This window comes from Pandoraea sp. (genome assembly GCF_004297875.1).
Taxonomy (GTDB): domain Bacteria; phylum Pseudomonadota; class Gammaproteobacteria; order Burkholderiales; family Burkholderiaceae; genus Pandoraea.
This window is the reverse complement of record NZ_SCSK01000003.1, coordinates 1-22,012: the sequence shown is the minus strand read 5'-3', so window position 1 is coordinate 22,012 and position 22,012 is coordinate 1. Positions and strand designations below refer to the sequence as shown.

At 59.1% G+C, this 22,012-nt stretch carries 22 protein-coding genes; 3 read left to right on the top strand and 19 right to left on the bottom strand.

Annotation, left to right across the window (positions count from 1 at the left end; all coding sequences use genetic code 11):
• Positions 1 to 4: 4 nt before the first annotated feature.
• Entirely contained in the window at positions 5 to 805 is an 801-nt protein-coding gene (locus EPN80_RS00985; protein ID WP_293022487.1) for an enoyl-CoA hydratase, read from the bottom strand.
• A gap of 38 nt (positions 806 to 843) precedes the next feature.
• Complete coding sequence (locus EPN80_RS00980) at positions 844 to 1,767, bottom strand: histone deacetylase family protein (protein WP_293022484.1); 924 nt, start codon at positions 1,765 to 1,767, stop codon at positions 844 to 846.
• A 217-nt stretch (positions 1,768 to 1,984) separates the two neighbouring features.
• Here EPN80_RS00980 and mltB point away from each other — a divergent pair, with 217 nt between their 5' ends.
• Complete coding sequence (gene mltB, locus EPN80_RS00975; RefSeq protein ID WP_293022481.1) at positions 1,985 to 3,097, top strand: lytic murein transglycosylase B; 1,113 nt, start codon at positions 1,985 to 1,987, stop codon at positions 3,095 to 3,097.
• A gap of 93 nt (positions 3,098 to 3,190) precedes the next feature.
• Here the strand turns inward: mltB and cysM are convergent, their stop codons facing one another.
• The 14 genes from cysM to serC all read right to left on the bottom strand — a co-directional run bounded on the left by cysM (position 3,191) and on the right by serC (position 17,360).
• On the bottom strand, positions 3,191 to 4,093 hold the full coding sequence (gene cysM, locus EPN80_RS00970) for a cysteine synthase CysM (RefSeq protein WP_293022478.1): 903 nt from the start codon (positions 4,091 to 4,093) through the stop codon (positions 3,191 to 3,193).
• A gap of 159 nt (positions 4,094 to 4,252) precedes the next feature.
• Positions 4,253 to 4,693, bottom strand: coding sequence for a DUF655 domain-containing protein (locus EPN80_RS21075; protein WP_366929049.1), 441 nt, complete (start codon positions 4,691 to 4,693; stop codon positions 4,253 to 4,255).
• A gap of 116 nt (positions 4,694 to 4,809) precedes the next feature.
• Entirely contained in the window at positions 4,810 to 5,811 is a 1,002-nt protein-coding gene (gene rfaD / locus EPN80_RS00960) for an ADP-glyceromanno-heptose 6-epimerase (protein WP_293022476.1), read from the bottom strand.
• Position 5,812: 1 nt separating this feature from the next.
• Positions 5,813 to 6,772: a D-glycero-beta-D-manno-heptose-7-phosphate kinase gene (gene rfaE1, locus EPN80_RS00955; protein ID WP_293022474.1), complete on the bottom strand. Its 960-nt coding sequence runs from the start codon at positions 6,770 to 6,772 to the stop codon at positions 5,813 to 5,815.
• On the bottom strand, positions 6,769 to 8,145 hold the full coding sequence (locus tag EPN80_RS00950; RefSeq protein ID WP_293022472.1) for a UDP-glucose/GDP-mannose dehydrogenase family protein: 1,377 nt from the start codon (positions 8,143 to 8,145) through the stop codon (positions 6,769 to 6,771). Before EPN80_RS00950 ends, rfaE1 begins: the two co-directional genes overlap by 4 nt.
• Before the next feature lie 21 nt (positions 8,146 to 8,166).
• Positions 8,167 to 9,339, bottom strand: coding sequence for a lipopolysaccharide assembly protein LapB (gene lapB / locus EPN80_RS00945; protein ID WP_293022470.1), 1,173 nt, complete (start codon positions 9,337 to 9,339; stop codon positions 8,167 to 8,169).
• Positions 9,340 to 9,396: 57 nt separating this feature from the next.
• A complete protein-coding gene (locus tag EPN80_RS00940) occupies positions 9,397 to 9,693 on the bottom strand; it encodes a lipopolysaccharide assembly LapA domain-containing protein (protein ID WP_293022467.1) in 297 nt (98 codons plus the stop codon).
• A 188-nt stretch (positions 9,694 to 9,881) separates the two neighbouring features.
• Complete coding sequence (locus EPN80_RS00935; RefSeq protein WP_047214542.1) at positions 9,882 to 10,175, bottom strand: integration host factor subunit beta; 294 nt, start codon at positions 10,173 to 10,175, stop codon at positions 9,882 to 9,884.
• A gap of 12 nt (positions 10,176 to 10,187) precedes the next feature.
• Positions 10,188 to 11,897, bottom strand: a complete 1,710-nt coding sequence (rpsA, locus tag EPN80_RS00930) for a 30S ribosomal protein S1 (RefSeq protein ID WP_293022453.1) — start codon at positions 11,895 to 11,897, stop codon at positions 10,188 to 10,190.
• Between the two features lie 85 nt (positions 11,898 to 11,982).
• Positions 11,983 to 12,678 carry a (d)CMP kinase gene (gene cmk / locus EPN80_RS00925; RefSeq protein ID WP_293022801.1) on the bottom strand — a complete coding sequence of 232 codons (696 nt, stop codon included), beginning with the start codon at positions 12,676 to 12,678 and terminating at the stop codon, positions 11,983 to 11,985.
• A gap of 213 nt (positions 12,679 to 12,891) precedes the next feature.
• A complete protein-coding gene (gene aroA / locus EPN80_RS00920; protein ID WP_293022799.1) occupies positions 12,892 to 14,208 on the bottom strand; it encodes a 3-phosphoshikimate 1-carboxyvinyltransferase in 1,317 nt (438 codons plus the stop codon).
• Entirely contained in the window at positions 14,208 to 15,080 is an 873-nt protein-coding gene (locus EPN80_RS00915; protein ID WP_293022450.1) for a prephenate dehydrogenase/arogenate dehydrogenase family protein, read from the bottom strand. The genes aroA and EPN80_RS00915 overlap by 1 nt, the downstream gene beginning before the upstream one ends.
• A gap of 23 nt (positions 15,081 to 15,103) precedes the next feature.
• Entirely contained in the window at positions 15,104 to 16,186 is a 1,083-nt protein-coding gene (gene pheA / locus EPN80_RS00910) for a prephenate dehydratase (RefSeq protein WP_293022447.1), read from the bottom strand.
• Positions 16,187 to 16,262: 76 nt separating this feature from the next.
• The gene (gene serC / locus EPN80_RS00905) at positions 16,263 to 17,360 is read right to left on the bottom strand and encodes a 3-phosphoserine/phosphohydroxythreonine transaminase (RefSeq protein WP_293022445.1); all 1,098 of its coding nucleotides are present in this window, start codon (positions 17,358 to 17,360) and stop codon (positions 16,263 to 16,265) included.
• On the opposite strand from serC, the gene EPN80_RS00900 reads away from it, so the two are divergent.
• Entirely contained in the window at positions 17,354 to 17,542 is a 189-nt protein-coding gene (locus EPN80_RS00900; protein ID WP_293022442.1) for a hypothetical protein, read from the top strand. The genes serC and EPN80_RS00900 overlap by 7 nt on opposite strands.
• Here EPN80_RS00900 and EPN80_RS00895 read toward each other — a convergent pair.
• Complete coding sequence (locus EPN80_RS00895) at positions 17,526 to 18,095, bottom strand: DUF2059 domain-containing protein (RefSeq protein ID WP_293022440.1); 570 nt, start codon at positions 18,093 to 18,095, stop codon at positions 17,526 to 17,528. The two genes, EPN80_RS00900 and EPN80_RS00895, sit on opposite strands and share 17 nt — an antisense overlap.
• A gap of 96 nt (positions 18,096 to 18,191) precedes the next feature.
• The gene (gene gyrA / locus EPN80_RS00890; protein WP_293022438.1) at positions 18,192 to 20,777 is read right to left on the bottom strand and encodes a DNA gyrase subunit A; all 2,586 of its coding nucleotides are present in this window, start codon (positions 20,775 to 20,777) and stop codon (positions 18,192 to 18,194) included.
• A 408-nt stretch (positions 20,778 to 21,185) separates the two neighbouring features.
• On the opposite strand from gyrA, the gene ompA reads away from it, so the two are divergent.
• Positions 21,186 to 21,854: an outer membrane protein OmpA gene (ompA, locus tag EPN80_RS00885; protein ID WP_293022435.1), complete on the top strand. Its 669-nt coding sequence runs from the start codon at positions 21,186 to 21,188 to the stop codon at positions 21,852 to 21,854.
• A 47-nt stretch (positions 21,855 to 21,901) separates the two neighbouring features.
• On the opposite strand, the gene EPN80_RS00880 is transcribed toward ompA, so the two are convergent.
• Positions 21,902 to 22,012: transposase (locus tag EPN80_RS00880; protein ID WP_197347236.1), on the bottom strand; the 111-nt coding region annotated here is incomplete at its 5' end.

Genomic DNA, 22,012 nt, shown 5'->3' with positions numbered 1-22,012 from the left:
CCGATCAGCCGTTGGACCACTGCGGCGGGCGCTTTTCGATGAAGGCTTGAACGCCTTCGAGGGCATCGCCGGCCATCATATTGCAGGCCATCGTCTGCCCCGCCAGCTGGTATGCGGCTTCGATACCAGTCTCCAGTTGGCGATAAAACAGGCCCTTGCCGGCAGCCACGGCGACCGCCGGTTTGGCGCAGATCGTGCGGGCCAGCGCCCCCAGGTCGTCGTCGAGTTTGTCCAACGGCACGACGCGATTGACGAGGCCTCGCTCACGCGCGGTATTGGCATCGATGAACTCGCCGGTCAGCAGCATCTCCATCGCCTGCTTGCGCGACACGTTCCGGCTCAGCGCCACACCGGGTGTGGCGCAAAACAGGCCGTAGTTGATGCCGGAGACCGCAAATCGCGCGACGTCGGCCGCTACGGCGAGGTCGCACATGGCGACCAACTGGCATCCGGCAGCGGTTGCCAGGCCATGCACGCGGGCGATTACCGGCTGGGGAAGACGCTGAATCGTCAGCATCAGGCGACTGCATTGGGCAAACAGCGCCTGATAATAAGCCAGCGACGGTGCGGCGCGCATCTCCTTGAGGTCGTGTCCGGCGCAAAATGCCGGCCCCGCACCGCCGATAATCACCACCCGCACCGATTCATCGACCGCGATAGCTTCCAAAGCCCGCTGCAGCGCATCCAGCATCGCCTCGGACAAGGCGTTGAATTGGCGTGGCCGATTCAAGGTCAGCGTTACGACACCCTGGGCATCGCGTGTTTGCAACAGCAGGGGAGCATCCGGCTGGGCTTCCTGGTTCATTGCTCAACTCCTCGTTGTGAGACTGGCGAATTGTCCGGCTACAGGTCGGCAAGCACCCTCAAATGCGCGACGACACTGCGACCAAGCGCCGACAGGTTATATCCCCCCTCCAGACAGCTGACGATGCGTCCATGAGCATGGCGCTGCGCAACCGCCTTGACCTGCGCGGTGATCCAGCTGAAATCCGCCTCGGTCAAGGCAAGGCCGCCGAGGTCGTCGTCGCGGTGCGCATCGAAACCCGCCGAGATGAAGATCATTTGAGGCTTGAACTCTTCCAGGCGCGGCAGCCAGGTCAGGTCGATCATTTCGCGCACCTCCATCCCGCCGGTGCGCGCGGGCACCGGCACGTTAACCATGTTGGCCGCTGGGTTTTCGGTGCCGCTGTATGGGTAAAACGGATGCTGGAAAATGCTGCACATCAGCACGCGGGACTCTCCCGCGAACGCGGCTTCGGTGCCGTTGCCGTGATGCACGTCGAAATCGATGACGGCGACCCGCTGCAAGCCATGGACATCGAGCGCATGACGCACTGCAACAGCAATATTATTCAGCAGACAAAACCCCATGGCGGTGCCGGGAGTCGCATGGTGTCCGGGCGGACGGATACTGCAAAAGGCATTCTCCAGCTCGCCGGCCAGCACCGCGTCGGTCGCGGCAACCGCCGCGCCAGCCGCTCGTTGGGCAGCCCTCAGGGAGTAAGAGTTGAGAACCGTATCGCCGTCGATCGCGAAGTAGCCGCTTTTGGGCGCGTTGGCCAACAGGAAATCCCAGTGGGCGCGCGTATGCGCGCGCAAAATATCCGCTTCCGCCACCAACGGCGCTTCGCGCCGCTCCAGCAGGCCATCGATGCGCCCGGCGATCAACTGGTCTTCAATGGCCTGCAGGCGGGCAGGGCATTCCGGATGCCATTCGCCCATTTCATGGAGCACACAGTCCGGGTGCGTGTAAAAGCCGGTCGCCATACAAAATCTTTGTCTCGATCTATTCAAATCGCTGCGTGGCCAGTCTCCAGGCTCCGCCGCCTCTATTACTATTATCCGCCTGTTCGCATCACGGCTGGCAACTGGGGGAAATCGCGAATTAAGGTATCACAGGTTCACTCGGTTATACTGCGTGGATTGCTTTTCTCCTGCCCGACTCTCGCCTGACCGTATGAAAAATCCGCTAAGGACTCCTCACGTGGACAAGCTGGTGCGCATTGTTGCCAAAGTCTCATTTTCGTTCTTGATTGCCGTCGTCGCTGTCGTCCTGGCCCCTGTCCACGCGCATGCGACCCCGAGAAACGATCGGACAAACAACGCGCTGGAGGAGGAAATCGAGCCCCAGCATTATGCCAACAATCCGGATGTCGACGCGTTCATTGCCGATCTGGTGGCGCGTGACGGATTCGACGGCACGGCGTTGAAACGGTTGTTTTCGCAAGTCGATTACTCTCAAACGGCGGCGCGTCTGGTCGCACCGCCGCCAATCCCAGCGCCAAAGAACTGGACCGCATATCAATCGCGCATGGTCGACTCCATCCGCATCAACGACGGTGTCCAGTTCTGGCAGGACAACGATGCTGCCTTGAAACGAGCCTCCAACCAGTTCGGCGTGCCCGCGAGCATCATAGTTGCCATCATCGGCGTCGAGACGGTCTACGGCCGGCACATGGGCAACTTCCGTACCATCGACGCTTTGACGACCCTGGCCTTCGACTATCCGCAGACGAAGAATCGGGACGACCGCATGACCATGTTTCGCAAGCAGCTGGAAAATTTCTTGATCTGGACCCGCGAGCGCAATGTCGATCCGCTGTCGGTCTATGGGTCCTATGCGGGCGCCATCGGCATCCCTCAATTCATGCCGACCAGCCTGATCAACTACGCGATCGATTACGACGGCGACGGCAAGATCGATCTGGCGCACAGCGCCGCGGACGCCATCGGCAGCGTGGGCAATTTCCTGATGCAGCATGGCTGGGAGCGTGATCGGCCGGTCATCTGGCATATCGGAAGCGACCCTGGCAGCCAAGGGCTGGCGCAGGCTGGCGCGGACGGGCAGGCCAATCCGCATTGGACGCTGGGCAATTTCCTGAAGGCGGGCATCGAGATGAACGAACCCGGATTGAATTTGGCCGCGCAGAGCAACACACCGGTGTTGGTGGTCGATTTGCCGACTCCCGATCAACCCACCCAATACTTCCTCGGGCTACAGAATTTCTACGTTCTCACTCGCTATAACCGCAGCTTTTTCTATGCGATGGCGGTGTATGACCTCGCCCAGGCGATCAAGGCGGCCAAAGCCCCCTGAGTCTGAACGGTATAAACCGAGACGCGCGATAAACAAAACTCGGGTGCCCGCGGAAATCCACCGCCCAGCAGTGGTATGCGACCGATACGGGGCTCAGGCCGGGAATACGCCGGTCGACAGATAGCGATCGCCGCGATCGCAGACCACGAAAACGATCGTAGCGTTCTCGACTTCCCGTGCGATGCGCAACGAAATCGCGCATGCTCCAGCTGCCGAAATGCCGCAGAAAATACCTTCCTCAGCCGCGAGGCGTCGTGCCATGACCTCTGCTTCGGCTTGGGTGACGGACTCGGTACGATCGACCCGGTTCTTGTCGAAAATTTTCGGCAAGTAGGCTTCCGGCCATTTGCGAATGCCGGGAATCCGCGATCCCTCCGCAGGTTCGGCGCCAACGATTTGAATTGCTGCGTTTTGTTCTTTCAGATACTGCGATACGCCCATGATCGTGCCGGTCGTGCCCATGGCCGAGATGAAGTGCGTGATCCTCCCGCCCGTGTCGCGCCAGATTTCCGGGCCCGTCGTTTCGTAGTGGGCCAGCGGATTGTCCGGGTTGGCGAACTGATCGAGAATCACCCCTTTGCCGTCTTTTTCCATTTGATTCGCCAGGTCGCGGGCGTACTCCATGCCGCCCTTGACCGGCGTCAAAATGATTTGCGCACCATAGGCTGCCATGCTCTGGCGGCGCTCGATTGACAAGTCTTCCGGCATGACGAGGATCATTTTGTACCCGCGTATGGCAGCCGCCATCGCCAGCGCGATACCGGTATTGCCGCTGGTCGCCTCGATCAGCGTATCACCCGGCTTGATCCGGCCGCGGGCTTGTGCATGCTTGATCATCGACAACGCCGGGCGGTCTTTGACCGACCCCGCCGGATTATTGCCTTCAAGCTTGCCCAGAACCACGTTGTTGCGACGACGCGCCTCTTCGTCCGGCAAGCGCACCAGTTGCACCAGGGGGGTATTGCCGATCGTGTCTTCAATGGTTTTGTAAGTCATTGCAAAAAGCTCGCGAGCATAGAGAGTGCTTGCATTCTAAACCAGGGCAGAGCGCGACGCTTCGGATCGGCTCGGACAGTCGCCCAACCGGTCATGGGGAAAAGAAAAAACCGCCGAAGGCGGAGGCCAGGGGCGGTTCATTGAAGAAACGACGGATCGCTACTTTTGCGCGGAATGGCCGGCAGGCGAGCTCGCTGCGCCCTGATTCGTGGCGCTTTTCTTGACTGGCTTGTCGGCCGTATGGGCACTGCCTTTCGCGTCACGATGCTTGCTTGATGTCACTGGAGCGGCCGTCTTGCCACCGAACGTCAATCCCTCCGCCTCGAGTTTGGCAACGGATTTGCTCCCAAGGCCCTTGACTCGCCTGGCGAGGTCCTCGGCGCTTTTGAACGGGCCATTCTTGGCGCGTTCTTCCACGATCGCCTTTGATTTGGCGGCGCCAATACCCTTGAGCGTTTCCAATTGAGCCTGGCTGGCCGTATTGACGTCAACGGCGGCCGCAGCCATACCAGAGAAAACAAAAAAAGCGACAACTGCCAGCAGTACTTTCTTCAACATAATGCGGTCCTTATCGAGATTGACCACTTTTAAAATGGGCATACGACGATGCCGTTGCCCTCCCTGTGTCAACACCCCGCACCCTCGCCATCGGTGGAGAACCGACAGCAACGAGCGCGTGGCGCAAACGCTTCCAGCTCTCGAAGGCTGTTACAGAACTATTTTGAAAGTAGCCAATGGCAATACCGCTCAACGCCTTGAGCGACACTCAGGAACGGGGCGTCATAGCCCGCCGCCCTCAATTGAGCGATATCGGCTTGCGTGAAGCATTGATACTTGCCGCGCAATGCGTCCGGGAACGGGATATATTCAATCAATCCGTCACGCACCAACGCGTCCAGCGGCATTGCCGGCATGCCCTGCACACCGCGAAGCGTATTGACTACCGCCATTGCAACGTCATTGAACGGCTGGGCACGGCCAGATCCCAGGTTGTAAATACCGCTTTGTTCCGGGTGGTCGAAGAAATGCAGATTGACCTTTACGACATCCTCGACCGATACGAAATCACGGCTTTGCTGACCGGCGGCATACCCGCCATATTCGCCGAACAGCTTGACCTTGCCTTCGCTGCGGAACTGGTTGAAATTGTGAAAGGCAACCGACGCCATGCGCTCTTTGTGCGCCTCGCGCGGACCATAAACATTGAAATAGCGAAACCCCACGACCTGGCTCGGCAGTTTTCCGCCGGCATTCCGAGTCAGCCGCCGTATAACCTGATCGAAAAGAAACTTCGAATACCCATAGACGTTGAGCGGCCGCTCATGTTCACGCGACTCGACGAAAGTGTCAGAGCCGCCATAGACCGCAGCCGAAGACGCGTACAGCAATGGCACTGCTTGCGTCAGGCAACTGTCGAGCAGCGCGCGCGTGTAGCGGAAATTGTTTTCCATCATGTAGCGGCCGTCGGTTTCCATCGTGTCGGAACATGCACCCTCGTGGAATACCGCGCGTACTTTACCGAACTCGCGCCGCGCCATGCGCTCGATGAAATCGGTTTTATCGAGGTAATCGCTGATCTCGCAATCAACCAAATTGCGAAACTTGTCGGCACGAGTCAGATTATCGACCGCCACGATGTCGGTCTCGCCGCGCTCATTGAGTGCCTTGACAAGGTTGGCGCCGATAAAGCCTGCGGCGCCGGTGACGATAATAGTCATGTCAGTTGCCCGGGAAAAGTTCTGTGTAATCGACGGTCGCCGTGCCGAGCTTGCCGACGACGATACTGCCCGCCCGGTTCGCGTGCCGCACCGCATCAGCCAGAGGCACGCCCGCCCCGACCAGCGAGGCCAGCGTCGCGATCACGGTGTCGCCCGCGCCGGAGACATCGTACACTTCGCGTGCTTGAGCAGGCACGTTCAGCACATCATCTGCAGTGAACAGCGTCATGCCTTCCTCGGAACGAGTCAGCAGTAGCGCGTCGAGCGCCAGATCGCTGCGAAGCTTTTGCGCGCGCGCCACCAAATCCCCCTCCGAGTGCCACTGCCCAACGACTTGCTGCAATTCCGAACGATTGGGGGTAAGTACGGTGGCGCCCCGGTATCTCGCGTATTCGCTGCCCTTGGGGTCGACCAGAACCGGCACACCAGCGGCCCTGGCCGCCTCGATCATGGGCTGAACATGGGTCAGACCGCCCTTGGCATAGTCAGACAATAAAACGACGTTGTGCGCTGGCAGCAGCTTGCGATATCGATCTAGAACGCCGAGCAGAATTTCGTGAGCCGGCTGATTTTCGAAATCGATCCGCAGTAATTGTTGTTGGCGCGACACGATTCTCAGCTTGATCGTTGTCGATAATTCCGCATCGCGGTGGATGTGCGATGCCACGGCACTCGCCGCCAACATGTCCGCGATGCGGTCACCGGGTTCGTCCTGCCCAATCACGCAGAGCAGATCGGCTTTTGCCCCGAGTGCGGCGGCGTTGAGGGCGACGTTGGCGGCGCCGCCCAGGCGCTCTTCGTTGCGTTTTACATGCACGACGGGTACCGGCGCTTCGGGTGATATACGGTTGACATCGCCAAACCAGTACCGGTCCAGCATCACATCGCCGACGACCAACACGTGTGCCGCAGCGAGTCGCGCGCGCGTAATGGTGTCTGAATCAGTCATCGTCGTGCTCATGAACGTTGCGGCGCGGCAGAGCGCCCAATGGCGTAATATTCGATGCCCAGTTCGCTCATCGCGTCCGGAGCGTAAAGATTACGACCGTCGAATACCAGCGGCGCCCTCATGGCTGCCTTGACGCGCTCGAAGTCGGGACTACGGAAAGCCTTCCATTCCGTGACGATGACCAGCGCGTCGGCGTCTTCGAGTGCATCATTCTGTGATTTGGCAAAGGTGATGTGAGCCAGTAACTCCTCTTGTCCCGCGAAATCGAGCGCCAGCACTCGGCGGGCCTCATCCATGGCGACGGGGTCATAAATCCGCACGGAAGCGCCACGCGCCAGCAGTGCGGCAATGATGCGCCGGCTCGGCGCTTCGCGCATGTCATCGGTATTGGGCTTGAACGCCAACCCCCAGATAGCAAATGTCTTGCCGTCCAGGCGTTCACCCAAGCGCGCCAGGATCTTGGCGATCAACACTTCCTTTTGCCGTTCGTTGACTGCCTCGACCGACGCCAAAATCTGCAGCGGCAGACCGTTCTCGTTCGCGGTTCGCATCAACGCCTGGACGTCCTTGGGGAAACACGACCCGCCGTAGCCACATCCGGCGTAGAGGAAGTCATAGCCGATACGCGGATCCGAACCAATGCCCAAACGCACGTGCTCGATATCGGCACCGACGCGATCGGCCAGGTTGGCGAGTTCGTTCATGAAGGAAATGCGCGTCGCCAGCATCGCGTTAGCGGCATATTTGGTGAACTCCGCAGAGTGCACATCCATAAAAAAAGTCCGTTCATGGTTGCGATTGAACGGCGCATATAGCGCTTTCATCAGCGCCTTGGCTTTCTGCCCGGCAACGTCGTCACGGCAGCCCAGCACAATGCGATCGGGGCGCATGAAATCTTCTACCGCGGCGCCTTCCTTGAGGAACTCCGGATTCGACACCACAGCGAATTCGGTATCGGCGCCGCGCGCCGCCAGTTCCCGGGCAATCACTTCGGTCACCCTGTCCGCCGTTCCGACCGGGACCGTCGATTTATCGACAACAACCTTGTACTCCGTCATGTAACGTCCGATGTTCCGAGCCGCTGCCAGCACATACTGCAAATCTGCCGAGCCGTCTTCGTCCGGTGGCGTGCCCACAGCAATGAACTGAATCTGCCCATGCGCCACACTGGCGGCGATGTCGGTCGAGAACACCATACGCCCGCTGGCACGGTTACGGTCGATGATCTCCTGCAAGCCAGGTTCATGGATCGGCACGCCGCCACCATTCAGAATGTCGATCTTGCGTTGGTCGATGTCCAGGCAAAAAACGTCGTTGCCAAGCTCGGCCAGACAGGCTCCCGTGACAAGTCCAACATAACCGGTGCCGATGATAGTAACTTTCATAGCTGCTCGATACAAATAGGATCAGGATGAAGCTGGCATGTCGGCGCGGCGGGGCACGTAGGTTTCCCAGCCACCGCACCCTGGGCATTGCCAGTAAAAAAAGCGGGCCCGAAAGCCGCACTGTTCGCAGACGTAGCGTGGCAAATTCCTGGTACGCTGCAGTAGCCACTCTCGCACCATCGCCAAATCGGCCTGTTGCGATTCACTGGCGTGTTCATGATGCGCTGTCAGCAGTTTGACGGCGGACTGCACGCTGGGTGCACGTTTCATTTCGTCACGCACTACGGCATAGGCCGCGTCGGGTCCATCCTGCGCCATGACTTTGTCAAACACGACTTCGGCGAGATCATCCGAAGGATGGCGCGAAAGCATGTCGCGCAGATGAACGATACCCTCGGCCGTCCGCCCCAGCGACTCATAAGCGCGCATCAGGCGGCCCGCGGCAAAGCCCACGTAGGTTGGATTCTGTCGGGGCACCTCACTCAGGATTGCCAGCGCACCCGCCGCATCGCCATTGTGCAGCAGCATATCGCCGCGCAGCAGCATTGCCCGCACATTCGCCGGGTTGACGCGCAATGCCGCCTCGATTTCGGCCGAGGCGGCTGCAGCGTCTTTTCGCTGCAATGCTTCCTGCGCCAGTTCGCAATGAAATTGGGAGATTTCCTTTTGGTAGGAAGAACCATCGTCGGCTGCCAGGCGGTCGGCGCACTCGAGCGCCTTGTGCCACTCTTTTTCGATTTGGTAGATTGCCAGCACACTGTGCTGGGCCTGCTTTGCGAAGCTGCCAGTTTGCAGTCGCTGAAAGGCTTCTTCCGCGCGATCCAGTAAGCCTGCTTTCAGGAAATCCTGCCCGAGATCGAAAAGCGCATGCTCCTGCTCGCTCAGCGGCAAATCGTCGCGACTCAGCAAGTTCTGGTGAACCCGGATGGCGCGCTCAGTTTCGCCCCGCCGGCGAAACAGGCTGCCGAGCGCAAAATGCAGCTCCGTTGTCTCAGGATCGAGCTTGGCAACCTCGATGAAAGCGTCGATCGCCTTATCGGGTTGCTCGTTCAGCAGAAAATTGAGCCCACGAAAATAAGATCGCGGTAAGTTGCTGCTCTCGGAAAGCAGGCTTTTGACGTCGAACCGGGATGCGGCCCAACCCAGCCCAAAGATCACTGGGATCGCCAGCAACCACCAGACCTCGAATTCCATTGTGGTATTTCTTTTGATAGTGTCGGGTTAAACGCCGTCAAACTGGCGTTGGGGCATTCAGACGGGCGGCAGGATGGGCGGTTGCTGTTGTGCCCCGCCCGCGTCTCGTTGAGCCTGGTCGAGCGCCCGGCGCGCGCGGCGCAGATCGAAGCGCTGACGCACGAGACTCGGCAACGTCGCCAGCACACCCATCAGCATTCCCACCACGAAGAACGCAAGGCCGATCAGAATCAGGGGCGCAGTCCATGTGTGCCCAAGAAACAGATGCAGCGGGACCTCATCGGTATTGGCCAGCGCGAGCAGCAAAAGCACCAGGAAAATCACCAGCCGTACGATCCAAACAATTAATTTCATGTCGAAATGCTCCTGCGGCAGGTTTGAAATACATGACAACCCGCCTTCGGGCCTGCGCCATGCAGTGTCGCCGTATTGTACCGGAAAGCCCTCGTGCATCGCCGCACGACAGGCGAGCGAAAGAAAACGTCCCGCGCAGAAACAAAAAAAGCGTCAGAAGACGCTTTTTTTGCTTGGGAAACGAATTGCTAGTTTTGCTCGGCCTTGTGGTCGACTCGCTCGCGCAATTCCTTGCCTGGCTTGAAGTGTGGCACGAACTTCTCCGGCACCAGCACCTTCTCCCCTGATTTGGGATTACGCCCAACCCGCGGCGGCCTCCGGTTGAGCCCAAAGCTGCCGAAGCCGCGAATCTCGATGCGGTGACCGCATGCCAAGGCATCGGCCATCGCATCAAGTATCGCCTTGACGGCGAAATCGGCGTCTTTGAGCACCAGTTGCGGAAACCGCGCCGCGAGCTGGTTGACCAATTCGGATTTGGTCATAAGGCTCGAACCTTATTGATTCTGGCTATCGAGCTTGGCTTTGAGTAGCGCCCCCAGATTGGTGGTGCCACTGGCAGCCGAGCTGTCTGACTGCGACTGCAGTTTCTGGATGGCTTCCTGTTGCTCGGCGGAATCCTTCGCTTTGATCGACAGGTTGATGTTGCGCGACTTGCGATCGATGTTCACGATCATCGCGTTCACCGTATCGCCTTCTTTGAGGACGTTACGTGCATCTTCCACTCGATCGTGGGTAATCTCGGAGGCACGCAGATACCCTTCGACATCATCGCCCAAGCTGACGACCGCGCCCTTCGCGTCAACCGACTTGATGACACCGTTGACCAGCGCACCCTTGTCGTTCATCGCCACGAAATTGTTGAACGGATCGCCTTCGAGTTGCTTGATACCGAGCGAAATGCGCTCTTTCTCGACATCGATGCCCAGCACGACGGCTTCGACCTCGTCGCCCTTCTTGTACTTGCGCACGGCTTCTTCGCCAGTTTCGCTCCAGGACAGATCCGACAGATGCACCAACCCATCGATACCGCCAGGCAAGCCGATGAACACGCCAAAATCGGTAATCGATTTGATCGCGCCCGTCAGTTTGTCGCCCTTCTTGAAGTTGCGGCTGAAATCGTCCCAAGGATTGGGTTTGCACTGCTTCATGCCGAGACTGATACGCCGGCGGTCTTCATCGATCTCGAGGACCATGACTTCGACTTCGTCGCCCAACTGAACGACTTTGGACGGAGCCACGTTCTTGTTGGTCCAGTCCATTTCGGACACGTGCACCAAACCCTCGATACCGGATTCGACTTCAACGAACGAACCGTAGTCGGTGATGTTCGTGACCTTGCCGAACAGGCGGGTGCCTTGCGGGTAACGGCGTGCGATGCCTTCCCACGGATCTTCGCCAAGCTGCTTCACGCCCAGGGAAACTCGACCCTTTTCCTGATCGAACTTCAGAATCTTGGCGGTCACTTCCTGACCAACGGACAGCACTTCGCTCGGATGACGAACGCGACGCCAGGCGATATCGGTGATATGCAACAGGCCATCGATGCCACCCAGATCAACGAACGCACCATAGTCGGTGATGTTTTTAACCACGCCCTTGACGATCGCGCCTTCCTTGAGCGTTTCCATCAGCTTGGCGCGCTCTTCACCTTGGGTCGCCTCGATGACGGCACGACGCGACAACACCACGTTATTGCGCTTGCGATCGAGCTTGATGACCTTGAATTCGAGAGTCTTGCCTTCGTACGGCGTGGTGTCCTTGACCGGACGGGTATCCACCAGCGAACCGGGCAGGAAAGCGCGAATGCCGTTGACCATGACGGTCAGGCCGCCCTTGACCTTGCCGGTGATCGTGCCTGTGACGAGCTCGCCCGATTCCAGAGCTTTTTCGAGCGACAGCCACGAAGCCAGGCGCTTGGCCTTGTCACGCGACAGGACCGTGTCGCCATAGCCGTTTTCCAGGGCGTCGATTGCCACGGAAACGAAATCGCCGGCCTGAACCTCGACCTCGCCCTGATCGTTCAGGAATTCTTCAATGGGAATATAAGCTTCGGACTTGAGTCCCGCGTTGACAACCACGAAATTGTGGTCGACACGCACCACTTCTGCGCTGATAACTTCGCCAGCGCGCATGTCTTGGCGGGAGAGCGACTCTTCGAACAGGGCCGCGAAAGATTCGTTTGTCGAGGTTTGCAGGTCGGACATAAAAATGAAAAATACCGTGAGACACGCATGTGGAGCCGCGCCACAACGGGGGGTTAAAAGTTAAAAACACACCTTGAACACAGGTTCAGGCACCTTGCGGGTACTGCGCCTGCGAGAACCATTCGAGCACCTGCGCAACCGCCTGATCGGCAGTCATGCCAGAAGTATCGAGGACTCTCGCTCCTTCCGCCGGTCGCAACGGCGCTTCGGCACGGGTGCGATCCCGCGCGTCGCGCTCCTGCAAATCCAGTAAAAGACTATCTATATTAGCAGAAAAACCTTTTCCTATCAATTGCTTATATCGCCTCTGCGCGCGAGCCTGAACGCTCGCGGTCAGAAACACCTTCAAAACCGCATCAGGGAAGACGACTGTGCCCATGTCGCGGCCATCGGCAACCAGTCCCGGCGCCTTCCTGAAGCCGTGCTGAAGCGCCAGCAGAGCGTGCCTGACCGCGCCATGGACGGCAATTGCCGATGCCCGGTTACCGATCGCCTCGGCACGAATCGCGTCTGTGACGTCCTCACCGGAGAGCCATATTCGCTGCCCGCTGAAGCGAACATCCAGGGTCTCGGCCAGTACCGACAGGGCGTCGGCGTCGTCCGGCGCGATACCGTGGCGAGCACTGGCCAGCGCGGTCAAGCGGTATAGCGCGCCGCTGTCCAGATAATGAAACTCCAGCGCATCGGCAACCCGATGCGCTACGGTTCCTTTCCCCGAGGCCGTCGGCCCATCAACGGTAATCACTGGTATCGCGTTATCGTCGCGCTCAAAGGCATCCATGAGATAGCAAAATCCCCGCTTGGTTATGATATTTTCAGACACCGAGACCCGGCACCGTGGGGAGCAAAGAGAGCGGGCCCGCACCCCCACGTTACGGCACGATCCCCGCCCGTCAACCTCCGAATCTCTTCGCGAGACATTGCCCTGTTACCGGATTCAGTATAGTCGGGGCATTCGCAATCGGACGAATGGAGCCTCCCGGAGGGTATCGCTCTAATCGACAATCCGGCCAAATTCAGCAAAATAATCGGGGAATGTTTTTGCCACGCAACCCGGATCGTTGATGCGCACGGGCACGCCCCCCAGACTGGCGAGCGAAAAGCACATCGCCATACGGTGATCATCGTAGGTATCGATGGCCGCATTGCCGCAAAATATTGACGGCGGCGTAATGCACAGGAAGTCGGCACCTTCCTCGACATCGGCGCCAAGTTTGCGCAATTCGGTCGCCATGGCGGCCAGACGATCGGTCTCCTTGACCCGCCAACTGCCGATATTACGCAGGCAACTGGTGCCATCGGCAAACAATGCCGCGACGGCAATCGTCATCGTCGCATCGGGAATGTGATTGAAATCCATGTCTATCGCGCGCAACTTGCCATGCTTGGTCGAGACGCCGTGCGCAACGATCGAATGTTCACCCAGCGTAATATTGGCGCCCATCTGTTCGAGGGCGTCGACAAACCGGATATCCCCCTGAATACTGTCGCGCCCGACCCCCTCGACAGTGACCGGCCCGCCGCCGATGGCGCCTGCCGCGATAAAGTAGGATGCTGACGACGCATCGCCCTCGACATGAATCGCCCCGGGGCTTCGGTACCCGTTGCCTTGCGCGGCACCCGGCACCATGAATCGCTGCCACCCGTCGCGCTGCACTTGCACACCAAAGCGGCTCATCAATCGCAACGTGATATCGATGTACGGCTTGGAAATCAGTTCACCGTCGACAAGAATCTCGACCCCGTCGCCGGACGCCCTCAGTAGCGGGGCGGCCATCAACAGTGCGGTCAGGAACTGGCTGGAAACATCACCTCGCACCCGAATCGGCGCCTGATTCAGTTGCGCATCAGCCGGATGGATATGCAGCGGCGGAAAGCCGGGCTGTCCCGTGTAGTCGATGCGGGCGCCAATCTGCCGCAGGCCGTCCACCAGGTCGCCGATCGGCCGCTCATGCATGCGTGGCACGCCGGAAACATGATAATCGCCTCGATTGAGCGCCAAGGCGGCTGTCAGTGGTCGAATTGCGGTCCCCGCGTTGCCCATGAAAAGGGTCGCTTGCTTGACCGGAAAATTGCCGCCAACGCCATGTACTATCGTGCTGCCGTCACCGGGTTGTTCCCACTGAACGCCCAGTGTGCGCAACGCTTCGAGCATCACATGAGTGTCGTCCGACGCCAGCAGGTCGTGCACTACGGTCACGCCCTGACTCAACGCAGCCAGAAGCAGCACACGATTGGAAATGCTTTTCGAGCCAGGCAACTTGATCGTGCCGGAAGCCCTCGAGAATGGACCAAGATCGAGGAAGTTCATCATTTTCCTTGCAGCTTTCCCCAGTCGAGTCGCGCCCGACTGGCGCGCGAAAATACGCGCTCGAGCGCGGCGCCGTCTGCGGCCGCAAGCATGCGCCGAATATCTTGCAACATTGCCATGTAACCGTCGATTTCACCCAGCAGGGCCGCCCCATTGGCCAAACAAATATCACGCCACATTTCAGGATTCGATGCCGCGATTCGTGTGAAATCACGGAATCCAGCGCCCGCGTTGTCCAGTTTCAGATCTGCGTATGAGCTGTCCAGGATTTGCGCGACCATCGCATACGAGAGAATGTGCGGCAGATGGCTGACTGCCGCGAACACGGCATCGTGCTGCTCGGGCGTCATATGCTTGACCAGCGCGCCGGCAGCGCGCCACATCTGCTCGATACGGGCGACGTCGGTCAGACGATTTTCCGGCAACGGACATACTATCGCCCGCTTGCCGCGATACAGGTCAGCCTGAGCCGCATCGACACCGCTCAATTCCCCGCCGGCTATCGGGTGCGCCGGCACGAAACGCCAGGCATCGGGACCCAGCGCGGCGTGCGCCGCAACGACCGCATCCCTCTTGGTGCTGCCGGCGTCGGTCACGATCGTGTCGCCGCGCAGGTACGGCGCCATGGCGCCCAACAAGGCCGGCGTCTGGGCCACAGGAGCGGCCAGGACGACGATATCCGCGCCCGCCAGGGCCGACTCGATCGACTCGGCGATGTCATCGATAACGCCGAGCCTCAGTGCATGCTGCAAGCTGCTGCGATTGCGTCCGATACCGACGATTTGCCCGACGACGCCCGCCTGCCTGAGCGCCAGCGCAAGCGATCCTCCAATCAAGCCGACGCCAGCGATGACAAGTTTTTGAATGGACATGAGAAAAGGAGACGTCAAGCGGCTCAGCGAGCCTGAGGATACGAGCCGAGCACTTTACAATACGCGGCGCGTTCCTCAAGCTCCGCCAGCGCGCCGGCAATTTTCGGGTCGGCGCGATGACCCTCGATATCGACGTAGAAATAATATTCCCACGCACCGCTCTTGGCCGGACGGGATTCGAAGCGAGTCATTGAAACACCGTGCCGCGCCAGGGGCTCGAGCAAACCAAACACGGCTCCCGCACGGTTGGCCACGGAGAGAATCAGCGAAGTTTGATCATGCCCGCTCGGCGCTGTGTCAAGCGTGCCGATCACAACGAAGCGGGTTCTGTTGTGTGGATCATCCTGAATATGCGCTTGTGCGACCTGCAAACCATATTGCACCGCTGCCGCGTCCCCCGCAATGGCCGCCACCGTCGCATCGACGCTGGCCAGCCGTGCCCCCTCAGCATTGCTGGATACCGAGCGCCGCTCCAGTTGCGGCGCATTGGCGCTCAGCCAGTGCTGGCATTGCGCCAGCGCCTGAGGATGGGCACAGACGGTAGTCACGCCTGTCAACTTGCCGCTGAGCGTCAGAAGATTATGATGAATCGGCAGCGCCACTTCACCGCTGATCGTCAGCGGCGACTGGAGCAGCAAGTCGAGCGTGCGCGAAACGGCGCCTTCGGTGGAATTTTCTACCGGCACGACGCCGAAATCGGCAGCTCCGGCTTCGACGGCGCGGAATACATCATCGATCGAAGCACAGGGCTGCTCTTGAACACTGCGCCCAAAGTAACCGAATGCAGCCTGCTCGCTGTAGGTTCCGGACGGCCCCAAGTAAGCAACCGCCAGCGGCTTTTCGAGCGCGCGGCTAGCCGACATGATTTCGCGCCAGATCGCCGACAGGCTGTCATTGCCAAGCGGTCCACCATTCGCGTCCTGCAAGCGGGCGATCACTTGCAACTCGCGCTCAGGCCGGAAAACCGGAGCGCCCAGGCGTTTCTTGACTTCACCGACCTCGAGCGCGACCGCCGCGCGCTGGTTCAGCAATCGGAGCAACTGTTCGTCGATCGCGTCGATTTTCGCGCGCAGCGGCGCCAGTAATGCGGAGAGTTCGTCTGCCATCAATCTGTCTTTGTTCAGCGAATGTGATCGGTCCTGCGCCCGGGAAAGAGCTCATGAGCATAGGGCGCTGGTGCCGTTAGCCGTGGCTGCGCTCAAATTCCTTTAGATAATCGACCAGTGCCTGCACGCCCTCGAGCGGCATCGCATTGTAGATCGACGCCCGCATGCCGCCCACGAGCTTGTGCCCCTTGAGTTGCAGCAGACCACGTTCGCGCGCGCCATTCAGGAACAACTCGTTCATCTGCTCATCGGGCAGGAAAAACGGTACGTTCATGCGCGACCTGCAGGCCGGGGCAACTTGGGTACGATAGAAATCGCTCTCATCCAGACATTGATAGAGCATCTCGGCCTTTGCCTTGTTGCGCCGCTCCATGACAGCCAGGCCGCCTTGCCGCTTGATCCACTGGAACACCAACCCGGCAATGTAGATCGCATAGGTCGGCGGCGTGTTATACATGGAATGGGCTTCGGCGACGGTTTTCCAGTCGAAGGCTGACGGACAAACCGGCAATGCTCGTCCCAACAACGTTTCACGCACGATCACCAGCGTCAGACCAGCCGGCCCGATGTTCTTCTGTGCGCCACCATACATGACATCGAATTTCGAAACGTCCATCGGTCGAGACAGGATGTGCGACGACACGTCGGCCACCAGCGGGACATCGTGCAACCCGGCCGACCTCAAGTCCGGAACCCAGAAATATTCGACGCCGTGAATCGTTTCGTTGGTGCAGATATGCACATAAGCCGGATCCTTGGACAAACGCCAGGTCTCCTGCGGCGGGATCGCCTTGAATCCGTCCGCCTCGCTGCTGGCGGCAATGTTCACCGAACAATACTTGCCCGCTTCCTTTTGGGATTTGATCGACCATGCGCCAGTGACGATGTAATCGGCTTCGCGCCTGTTGCCCAGCAGATTCATCGGCACGATGGCGTTCTCGGCCAGCGCCCCGCCTTGCATGAACAGGATTCGGTAGTCGCGCGGCACCGCCAGCAACTCACGCAGATCAGCCTCGGCCTGCTCGATGATCGATGTGAACTCCTTGCCGCGATGGCTCATTTCCATCACGCTCATGCCCGAGCCATGCCAGTCGAGCATTTCAGCGGCGGCCTGCGCGAGCACTTCGGGGGGCAGCACCGCAGGACCAGCCGAAAAATTGTAGGGGCGTGTCATTGCTGTTCAAGGGAAAAGTTGAAACGCAAAAGGATGCGCAGCAACAAGTCTGCGTCGCCTCTTGCGTTTCAACTCTGGTATGGGGCGCACTGGGCGCCGCCAAAACAACAATGGCCGCCAGCAGTTACCCGCGAACGGCCATTATCGGTCAAACGGAAAAGAAAATCACTTCGCCGGCTTGACGGCAGCGACGTCCTTTTCGGCCAAGGTGCGCGTCGCCTGGATGGCTTGCGGCATGTATTTGCGCATCAGGCCGCCAACGACATCCTGACCGACCTGATCCTGCACCTTGATGTACTTCTGGCCGGTGGGGCTCTTGTAGAACTTGGTCAGGTCCTTGATTTCGTCGGTCGTATAGTACTTGGCATAGGCTTCGTATTGCGCCTGGATCGCGTCGTTCTTGAAGTTGTCGGACGTGAATACCTTGCCGGCCTGATCAACCAATTTCGGAATCGAGTCTTTCTGCAAGGTAGGGACGGCCGCCCGCTTTTGCGCTTCCGTCAACGATTTGTTCTGCACCAGCGCCTGCTCGAGAATCGCCGGCACCATTTGCTTCGATTGTTCCTGAGCGCCTTCGCCGATCGCCTGAACCAACTTGTCGGCATCGATCGCATTGAGCAAGTCCTTGATCGCGGCACGCTTGCCGGCATCGATCGAGGTGCTTTGCTGAGCCATCGCCATCGCAGGCACAACCAGCAACAACCACATCCACTTCTTGACGTTAATGAATCGCATTATTTTGGTAACTCCATTACATAATTCGCAGGCAAATCGCCTGACATGTTGAGATGCGTTCTCGTTCGAGATTTCGCTTGCCAGTACAATCGACCGTCACGATTTGAGGTCGGCTTCATCCACCTCACCATCGGTCTCAGCAATCGGCTGCAGCCCCGACAGTTTGGTGCCCTCGTCCAGACTGATCAGCGTCACACCTTGGGTGGCGCGCCCCATTTCCCGGATTTCAGCCACCCGGGTCCGGATCAGCACGCCGCCCGTCGTGATCAGCATGATCTCGTCGTCGGCCTCCACCAGTGTAGCAGCTACCACCTTGCCGTTTCGCTCGCTGGTCTGGATAGCAATCATACCCTTTGTGCCGCGGCCGTGGCGCGTATATTCAACAATCGACGTGCGCTTTCCGTAACCGTTTTCGGTGGCGGTCAGCACCGACTGCTGCTCGTTCTCCGCCACCAGCAGTGCAATGACCTGCTGGCCGTCTTCCAGTTGCATGCCGCGCACGCCGCGCGCCTCCCGCCCCATCGGGCGTACGTCGTTTTCGTCGAAGCGCACCGCCTTGCCGGCGTCGGAGAACAACATGACATCGTGCGCTCCATCCGTGATCGCGGCCCCGATCAGGATGTCTCCACCGTCGAGATTGACGGCGATGATGCCGCGCTTCATCGGGCGGCTAAATGCCTCCAGCGGCGTCTTTTTGACCGTCCCCAGACTGGTCGCCATGAAGACATACCGATCATCCGAGAACTCCTTGACCGGCAGCACCACGTTGATCTTCTCGCCATCCGTCAACGGGAACATGTTGACGATTGGCTTGCCGCGCGAGTTGCGCGAACCCTGGGGCACCTCGTACACTTTCAGCCAGTAGACGCGCCCGCGATTGGAGAAGCAAAGTATCGTGTCGTGCGTATTGGCGATGAACAGCGTGTCGATCCAGTCGTCTTCCTTGGTCGCCGTTGCCTGCTTGCCGCGCCCTCCGCGCTTTTGCGCCCGGTATTCGGACAGCGGCTGAGACTTGATGTATCCGGCATGGGACAGCGTCACGACCATGTCCTGCGGCGTGATCAAATCTTCCGTGAAAAGCTCGGTCGCATTCAGTTCGATCCGCGAGCGGCGCGCATCGCCGAACTCGGATCGCGCTGCACTCAGCTCCTGCGCAATGATCGTAGTGATGCGCTCCGGCGACGCAAGAATATCGAGCAAATCGGCGATCTGCGCCATGACTTCCTTGTATTCCGCGACGATCTTGTCCTGCTCGAGCCCGGTCAGGCGCTGCAGCCGCATTTGCAGAATTTCCTGCGCTTGCGTATCCGACAGGCGATACAGCCCGTCGCTCTGCATCCCGACCAGCGGATCGAGGCCATCGGGCCGGAATGCGGCCAGCCCGCCCGGCGTATCGGCCTGGGCGCGACCGAGCATCTCGCGAACCACCGCGGAATCCCAGGCATGCGCCATCAACTCCTGTTTCGCAACCGGCGGCGTCGGCGCCGCCTTGATGATCGCGATGAATTCATCGATATTGGCCAGCGCGACCGCCAAGCCTTCGAGTACGTGACCACGCTCGCGCGCCTTGCGCAACTCGAAAATGGTGCGGCGCGTGATGACTTCGCGGCGATGCGACAGGAAATGCACCAGCATTTCACGCAGATTCAGCAGCTTCGGCTGGCCATCGACCAGCGCCACCATGTTCATGCCGAAGGTGTCCTGCAACTGCGTATTCTTATACAGGTTATTGAGGACAACCTCCGGCACCTCGCCGCGCTTGAGCTCGATCACGACGCGCATGCCGCTCTTGTCGGATTCGTCGCGGATATCGGAGATGCCCTCCAGGCGCTTCTCATTGACCAGCTCGGCAATGCGCTCGAGTAACGAGCGCTTGTTCACCTGATAAGGAAGTTCGTCGACGATGATCGCCGTGCGCTGCCCTCTGTCGATTTCTTCGAAATGCGTGGTGGCGCGCATCACCACACGACCGCGGCCGGTGCGGTAACCGTCGCGAACGCCGGCAATGCCGTAGATGACCCCGGCGGTCGGAAAGTCCGGCGCCGGAATGATCTCGATCAGCTCGTCGACCGTCGCCTCCGGGTGTTTGAGCACGTGCAGACAGGCATCAACCACTTCGTTGAAATTATGCGGTGGAATATTGGTGGCCATCCCGACGGCGATCCCGGACGATCCGTTGATCAGCAAGTTGGGAATCCTGGCGGGCAGGATGAGAGGCTCCCTCTCGCTGCCGTCGTAATTCGGACCGAAATCGACGGTTTCCTTGTCGATATCGGCCAGCAACTCGTGGCCGATCTTCGCCATGCGGATTTCGGTATAGCGCATTGCCGCCGCATTATCGCCGTCGACCGAACCGAAATTGCCCTGACCGTCCACCAACATGTAACGCAGCGAGAAATCCTGCGCCATCCGAACAATCGTGTCGTACACCGCCGAATCGCCATGCGGATGGTATTTACCGATCACGTCCCCGACGATACGCGCGGACTTCTTGTACGCCCGATTCCAGTCGTTGTTCAGTTCGTGCATCGCAAACAAAACGCGCCGATGCACCGGTTTGAGGCCGTCCCGAACGTCCGGCAGGGCTCGCCCCACGATCACGCTCATGGCGTAATCAAGATACGAGCGGCGCATCTCTTCTTCTAGCGATATCGGGAGCGTTTCTTTGGCGAACTGATCCATTATTGGTTTCTATCAAGCGTTTATCGCGATAGGAAGCTGCGCGCGATATTATCCAAACATTCTAACATGCGCGACCATCGGCTCCGGGTTCGCCACAGTCCTTATCGGGAAGCTCTCACGGGTCGGAAAATAAAATCCGTAAAGTTAGGAGTCGCCCTATTGAAAATACCAACATCGAACTGTTGCTCTCAAACCACAATCCCGCGCAGAAGGTTTGGCAACCGGGGTTTTTTTTAGCGTCGGAGAAAAGCTCTATGGCAAAATGCCGGTGCATAAGTTAGACATTACTCGAAGTGTACGTAGCGGCTCGCGCCGGTTCGGCGATGCTATACTTCGAGCGATGTAAGACTTGTTCCGTCGTCTAGGCTCGCAGTAAACCTGCGGTAATCTCATTTCGAGAGGAGAAATATGAATAAATTCGCAAAGCTCGCGATTGTTGCAGCTACCGCAGTGATGGCTGCATCCGCAATGGCTGAAAGCTACGTCCAGACCGCACCGGGTCCGATCGCGGCTTCGAAGCAAGCCGTCAACAGCAACTGGGTCAACGGTAGCGGCCAGTGGGTGTGGAAGAACGGTTCCGACGAACTGTGCTGGCGCGATGCTTTCTGGACTCCGGCGACTGCCAACGCGAAATGCGACGGCTCGATCATTGCACAAGCCCCGGCTCCGGCTCCGGCACCTGCTCCGGCACCGGCTCCGGTCAGCCAAAAAGTCACCTTCCAGGCTGACGCGCTGTTCGACTTCGACAAGGCTGTCCTGAAACCCGAAGGCAAAGAAAAGCTGACCAACCTGGCCGCTCAGATCAAGGACGTGAACCTCGAAGTCGTGGTTGCCACCGGCTACACCGACCGCATCGGTTCCGACCGTTACAACGATCGCCTGTCCGTGCGTCGCGCCGAAGCTGTCAAGGCATTCCTGGTCAGCCAAGGCATCGAAGCCAACCGCATCTACACGGAAGGCAAAGGCAAGCGTGATCCGGTCAAGACCGATTGCCACCAACGTAACCGCAAGGCGCTGATCGCCTGCCTGGCACCGAACCGTCGCGTGCAAGTCGAAGTCGTCGGCACCAAGAAGTAAGCACTCTGACTTCGAAAAGCCCTGCTTAGGCAGGGCTTTTTTTTGGTTCATCGCGGGATACCGGGGAAGGCGGCGCGGATCTTGAGGAAGAAATATTCCTCGTCGCGGTACCCGTAAGCCCGACGCTTGATGACCTTGATGGTGTTGTTGATGCCCTC

Coding starts and splice junctions, on each gene's coding strand:
- EPN80_RS21075 (WP_366929049.1), bottom strand. CDS start 4,693: ATGCCCATTTTAAAAGTGGTCAATCTCGATAAGGACCGCATTATGTTG.
- EPN80_RS00940 (WP_293022467.1), bottom strand. CDS start 9,693: ATGAAATTAATTGTTTGGATCGTACGGCTGGTGATTTTCCTGGTGCTT.
- rpsA (WP_293022453.1), bottom strand. CDS start 11,897: ATGTCCGACCTGCAAACCTCGACAAACGAATCTTTCGCGGCCCTGTTC.
- rfaE1 (WP_293022474.1), bottom strand. CDS start 6,772: ATGAGCACGACGATGACTGATTCAGACACCATTACGCGCGCGCGACTC.
- cysM (WP_293022478.1), bottom strand. CDS start 4,093: ATGACTTACAAAACCATTGAAGACACGATCGGCAATACCCCCCTGGTG.
- serC (WP_293022445.1), bottom strand. CDS start 17,360: ATGACACGCCCCTACAATTTTTCGGCTGGTCCTGCGGTGCTGCCCCCC.
- rfaD (WP_293022476.1), bottom strand. CDS start 5,811: ATGACTATTATCGTCACCGGCGCCGCAGGCTTTATCGGCGCCAACCTT.
- cmk (WP_293022801.1), bottom strand. CDS start 12,678: ATGGATGCCTTTGAGCGCGACGATAACGCGATACCAGTGATTACCGTT.
- ompA (WP_293022435.1), top strand. CDS start 21,186: ATGAATAAATTCGCAAAGCTCGCGATTGTTGCAGCTACCGCAGTGATG.
- gyrA (WP_293022438.1), bottom strand. CDS start 20,777: ATGGATCAGTTCGCCAAAGAAACGCTCCCGATATCGCTAGAAGAAGAG.
- aroA (WP_293022799.1), bottom strand. CDS start 14,208: ATGAACTTCCTCGATCTTGGTCCATTCTCGAGGGCTTCCGGCACGATC.
- EPN80_RS00935 (WP_047214542.1), bottom strand. CDS start 10,175: ATGACCAAATCCGAATTGGTCAACCAGCTCGCGGCGCGGTTTCCGCAA.
- pheA (WP_293022447.1), bottom strand. CDS start 16,186: ATGGCAGACGAACTCTCCGCATTACTGGCGCCGCTGCGCGCGAAAATC.
- EPN80_RS00980 (WP_293022484.1), bottom strand. CDS start 1,767: ATGGCGACCGGCTTTTACACGCACCCGGACTGTGTGCTCCATGAAATG.
- EPN80_RS00915 (WP_293022450.1), bottom strand. CDS start 15,080: ATGTCCATTCAAAAACTTGTCATCGCTGGCGTCGGCTTGATTGGAGGA.
- EPN80_RS00895 (WP_293022440.1), bottom strand. CDS start 18,095: ATGCGATTCATTAACGTCAAGAAGTGGATGTGGTTGTTGCTGGTTGTG.
- EPN80_RS00950 (WP_293022472.1), bottom strand. CDS start 8,145: ATGAAAGTTACTATCATCGGCACCGGTTATGTTGGACTTGTCACGGGA.
- EPN80_RS00985 (WP_293022487.1), bottom strand. CDS start 805: ATGAACCAGGAAGCCCAGCCGGATGCTCCCCTGCTGTTGCAAACACGC.
- lapB (WP_293022470.1), bottom strand. CDS start 9,339: ATGGAATTCGAGGTCTGGTGGTTGCTGGCGATCCCAGTGATCTTTGGG.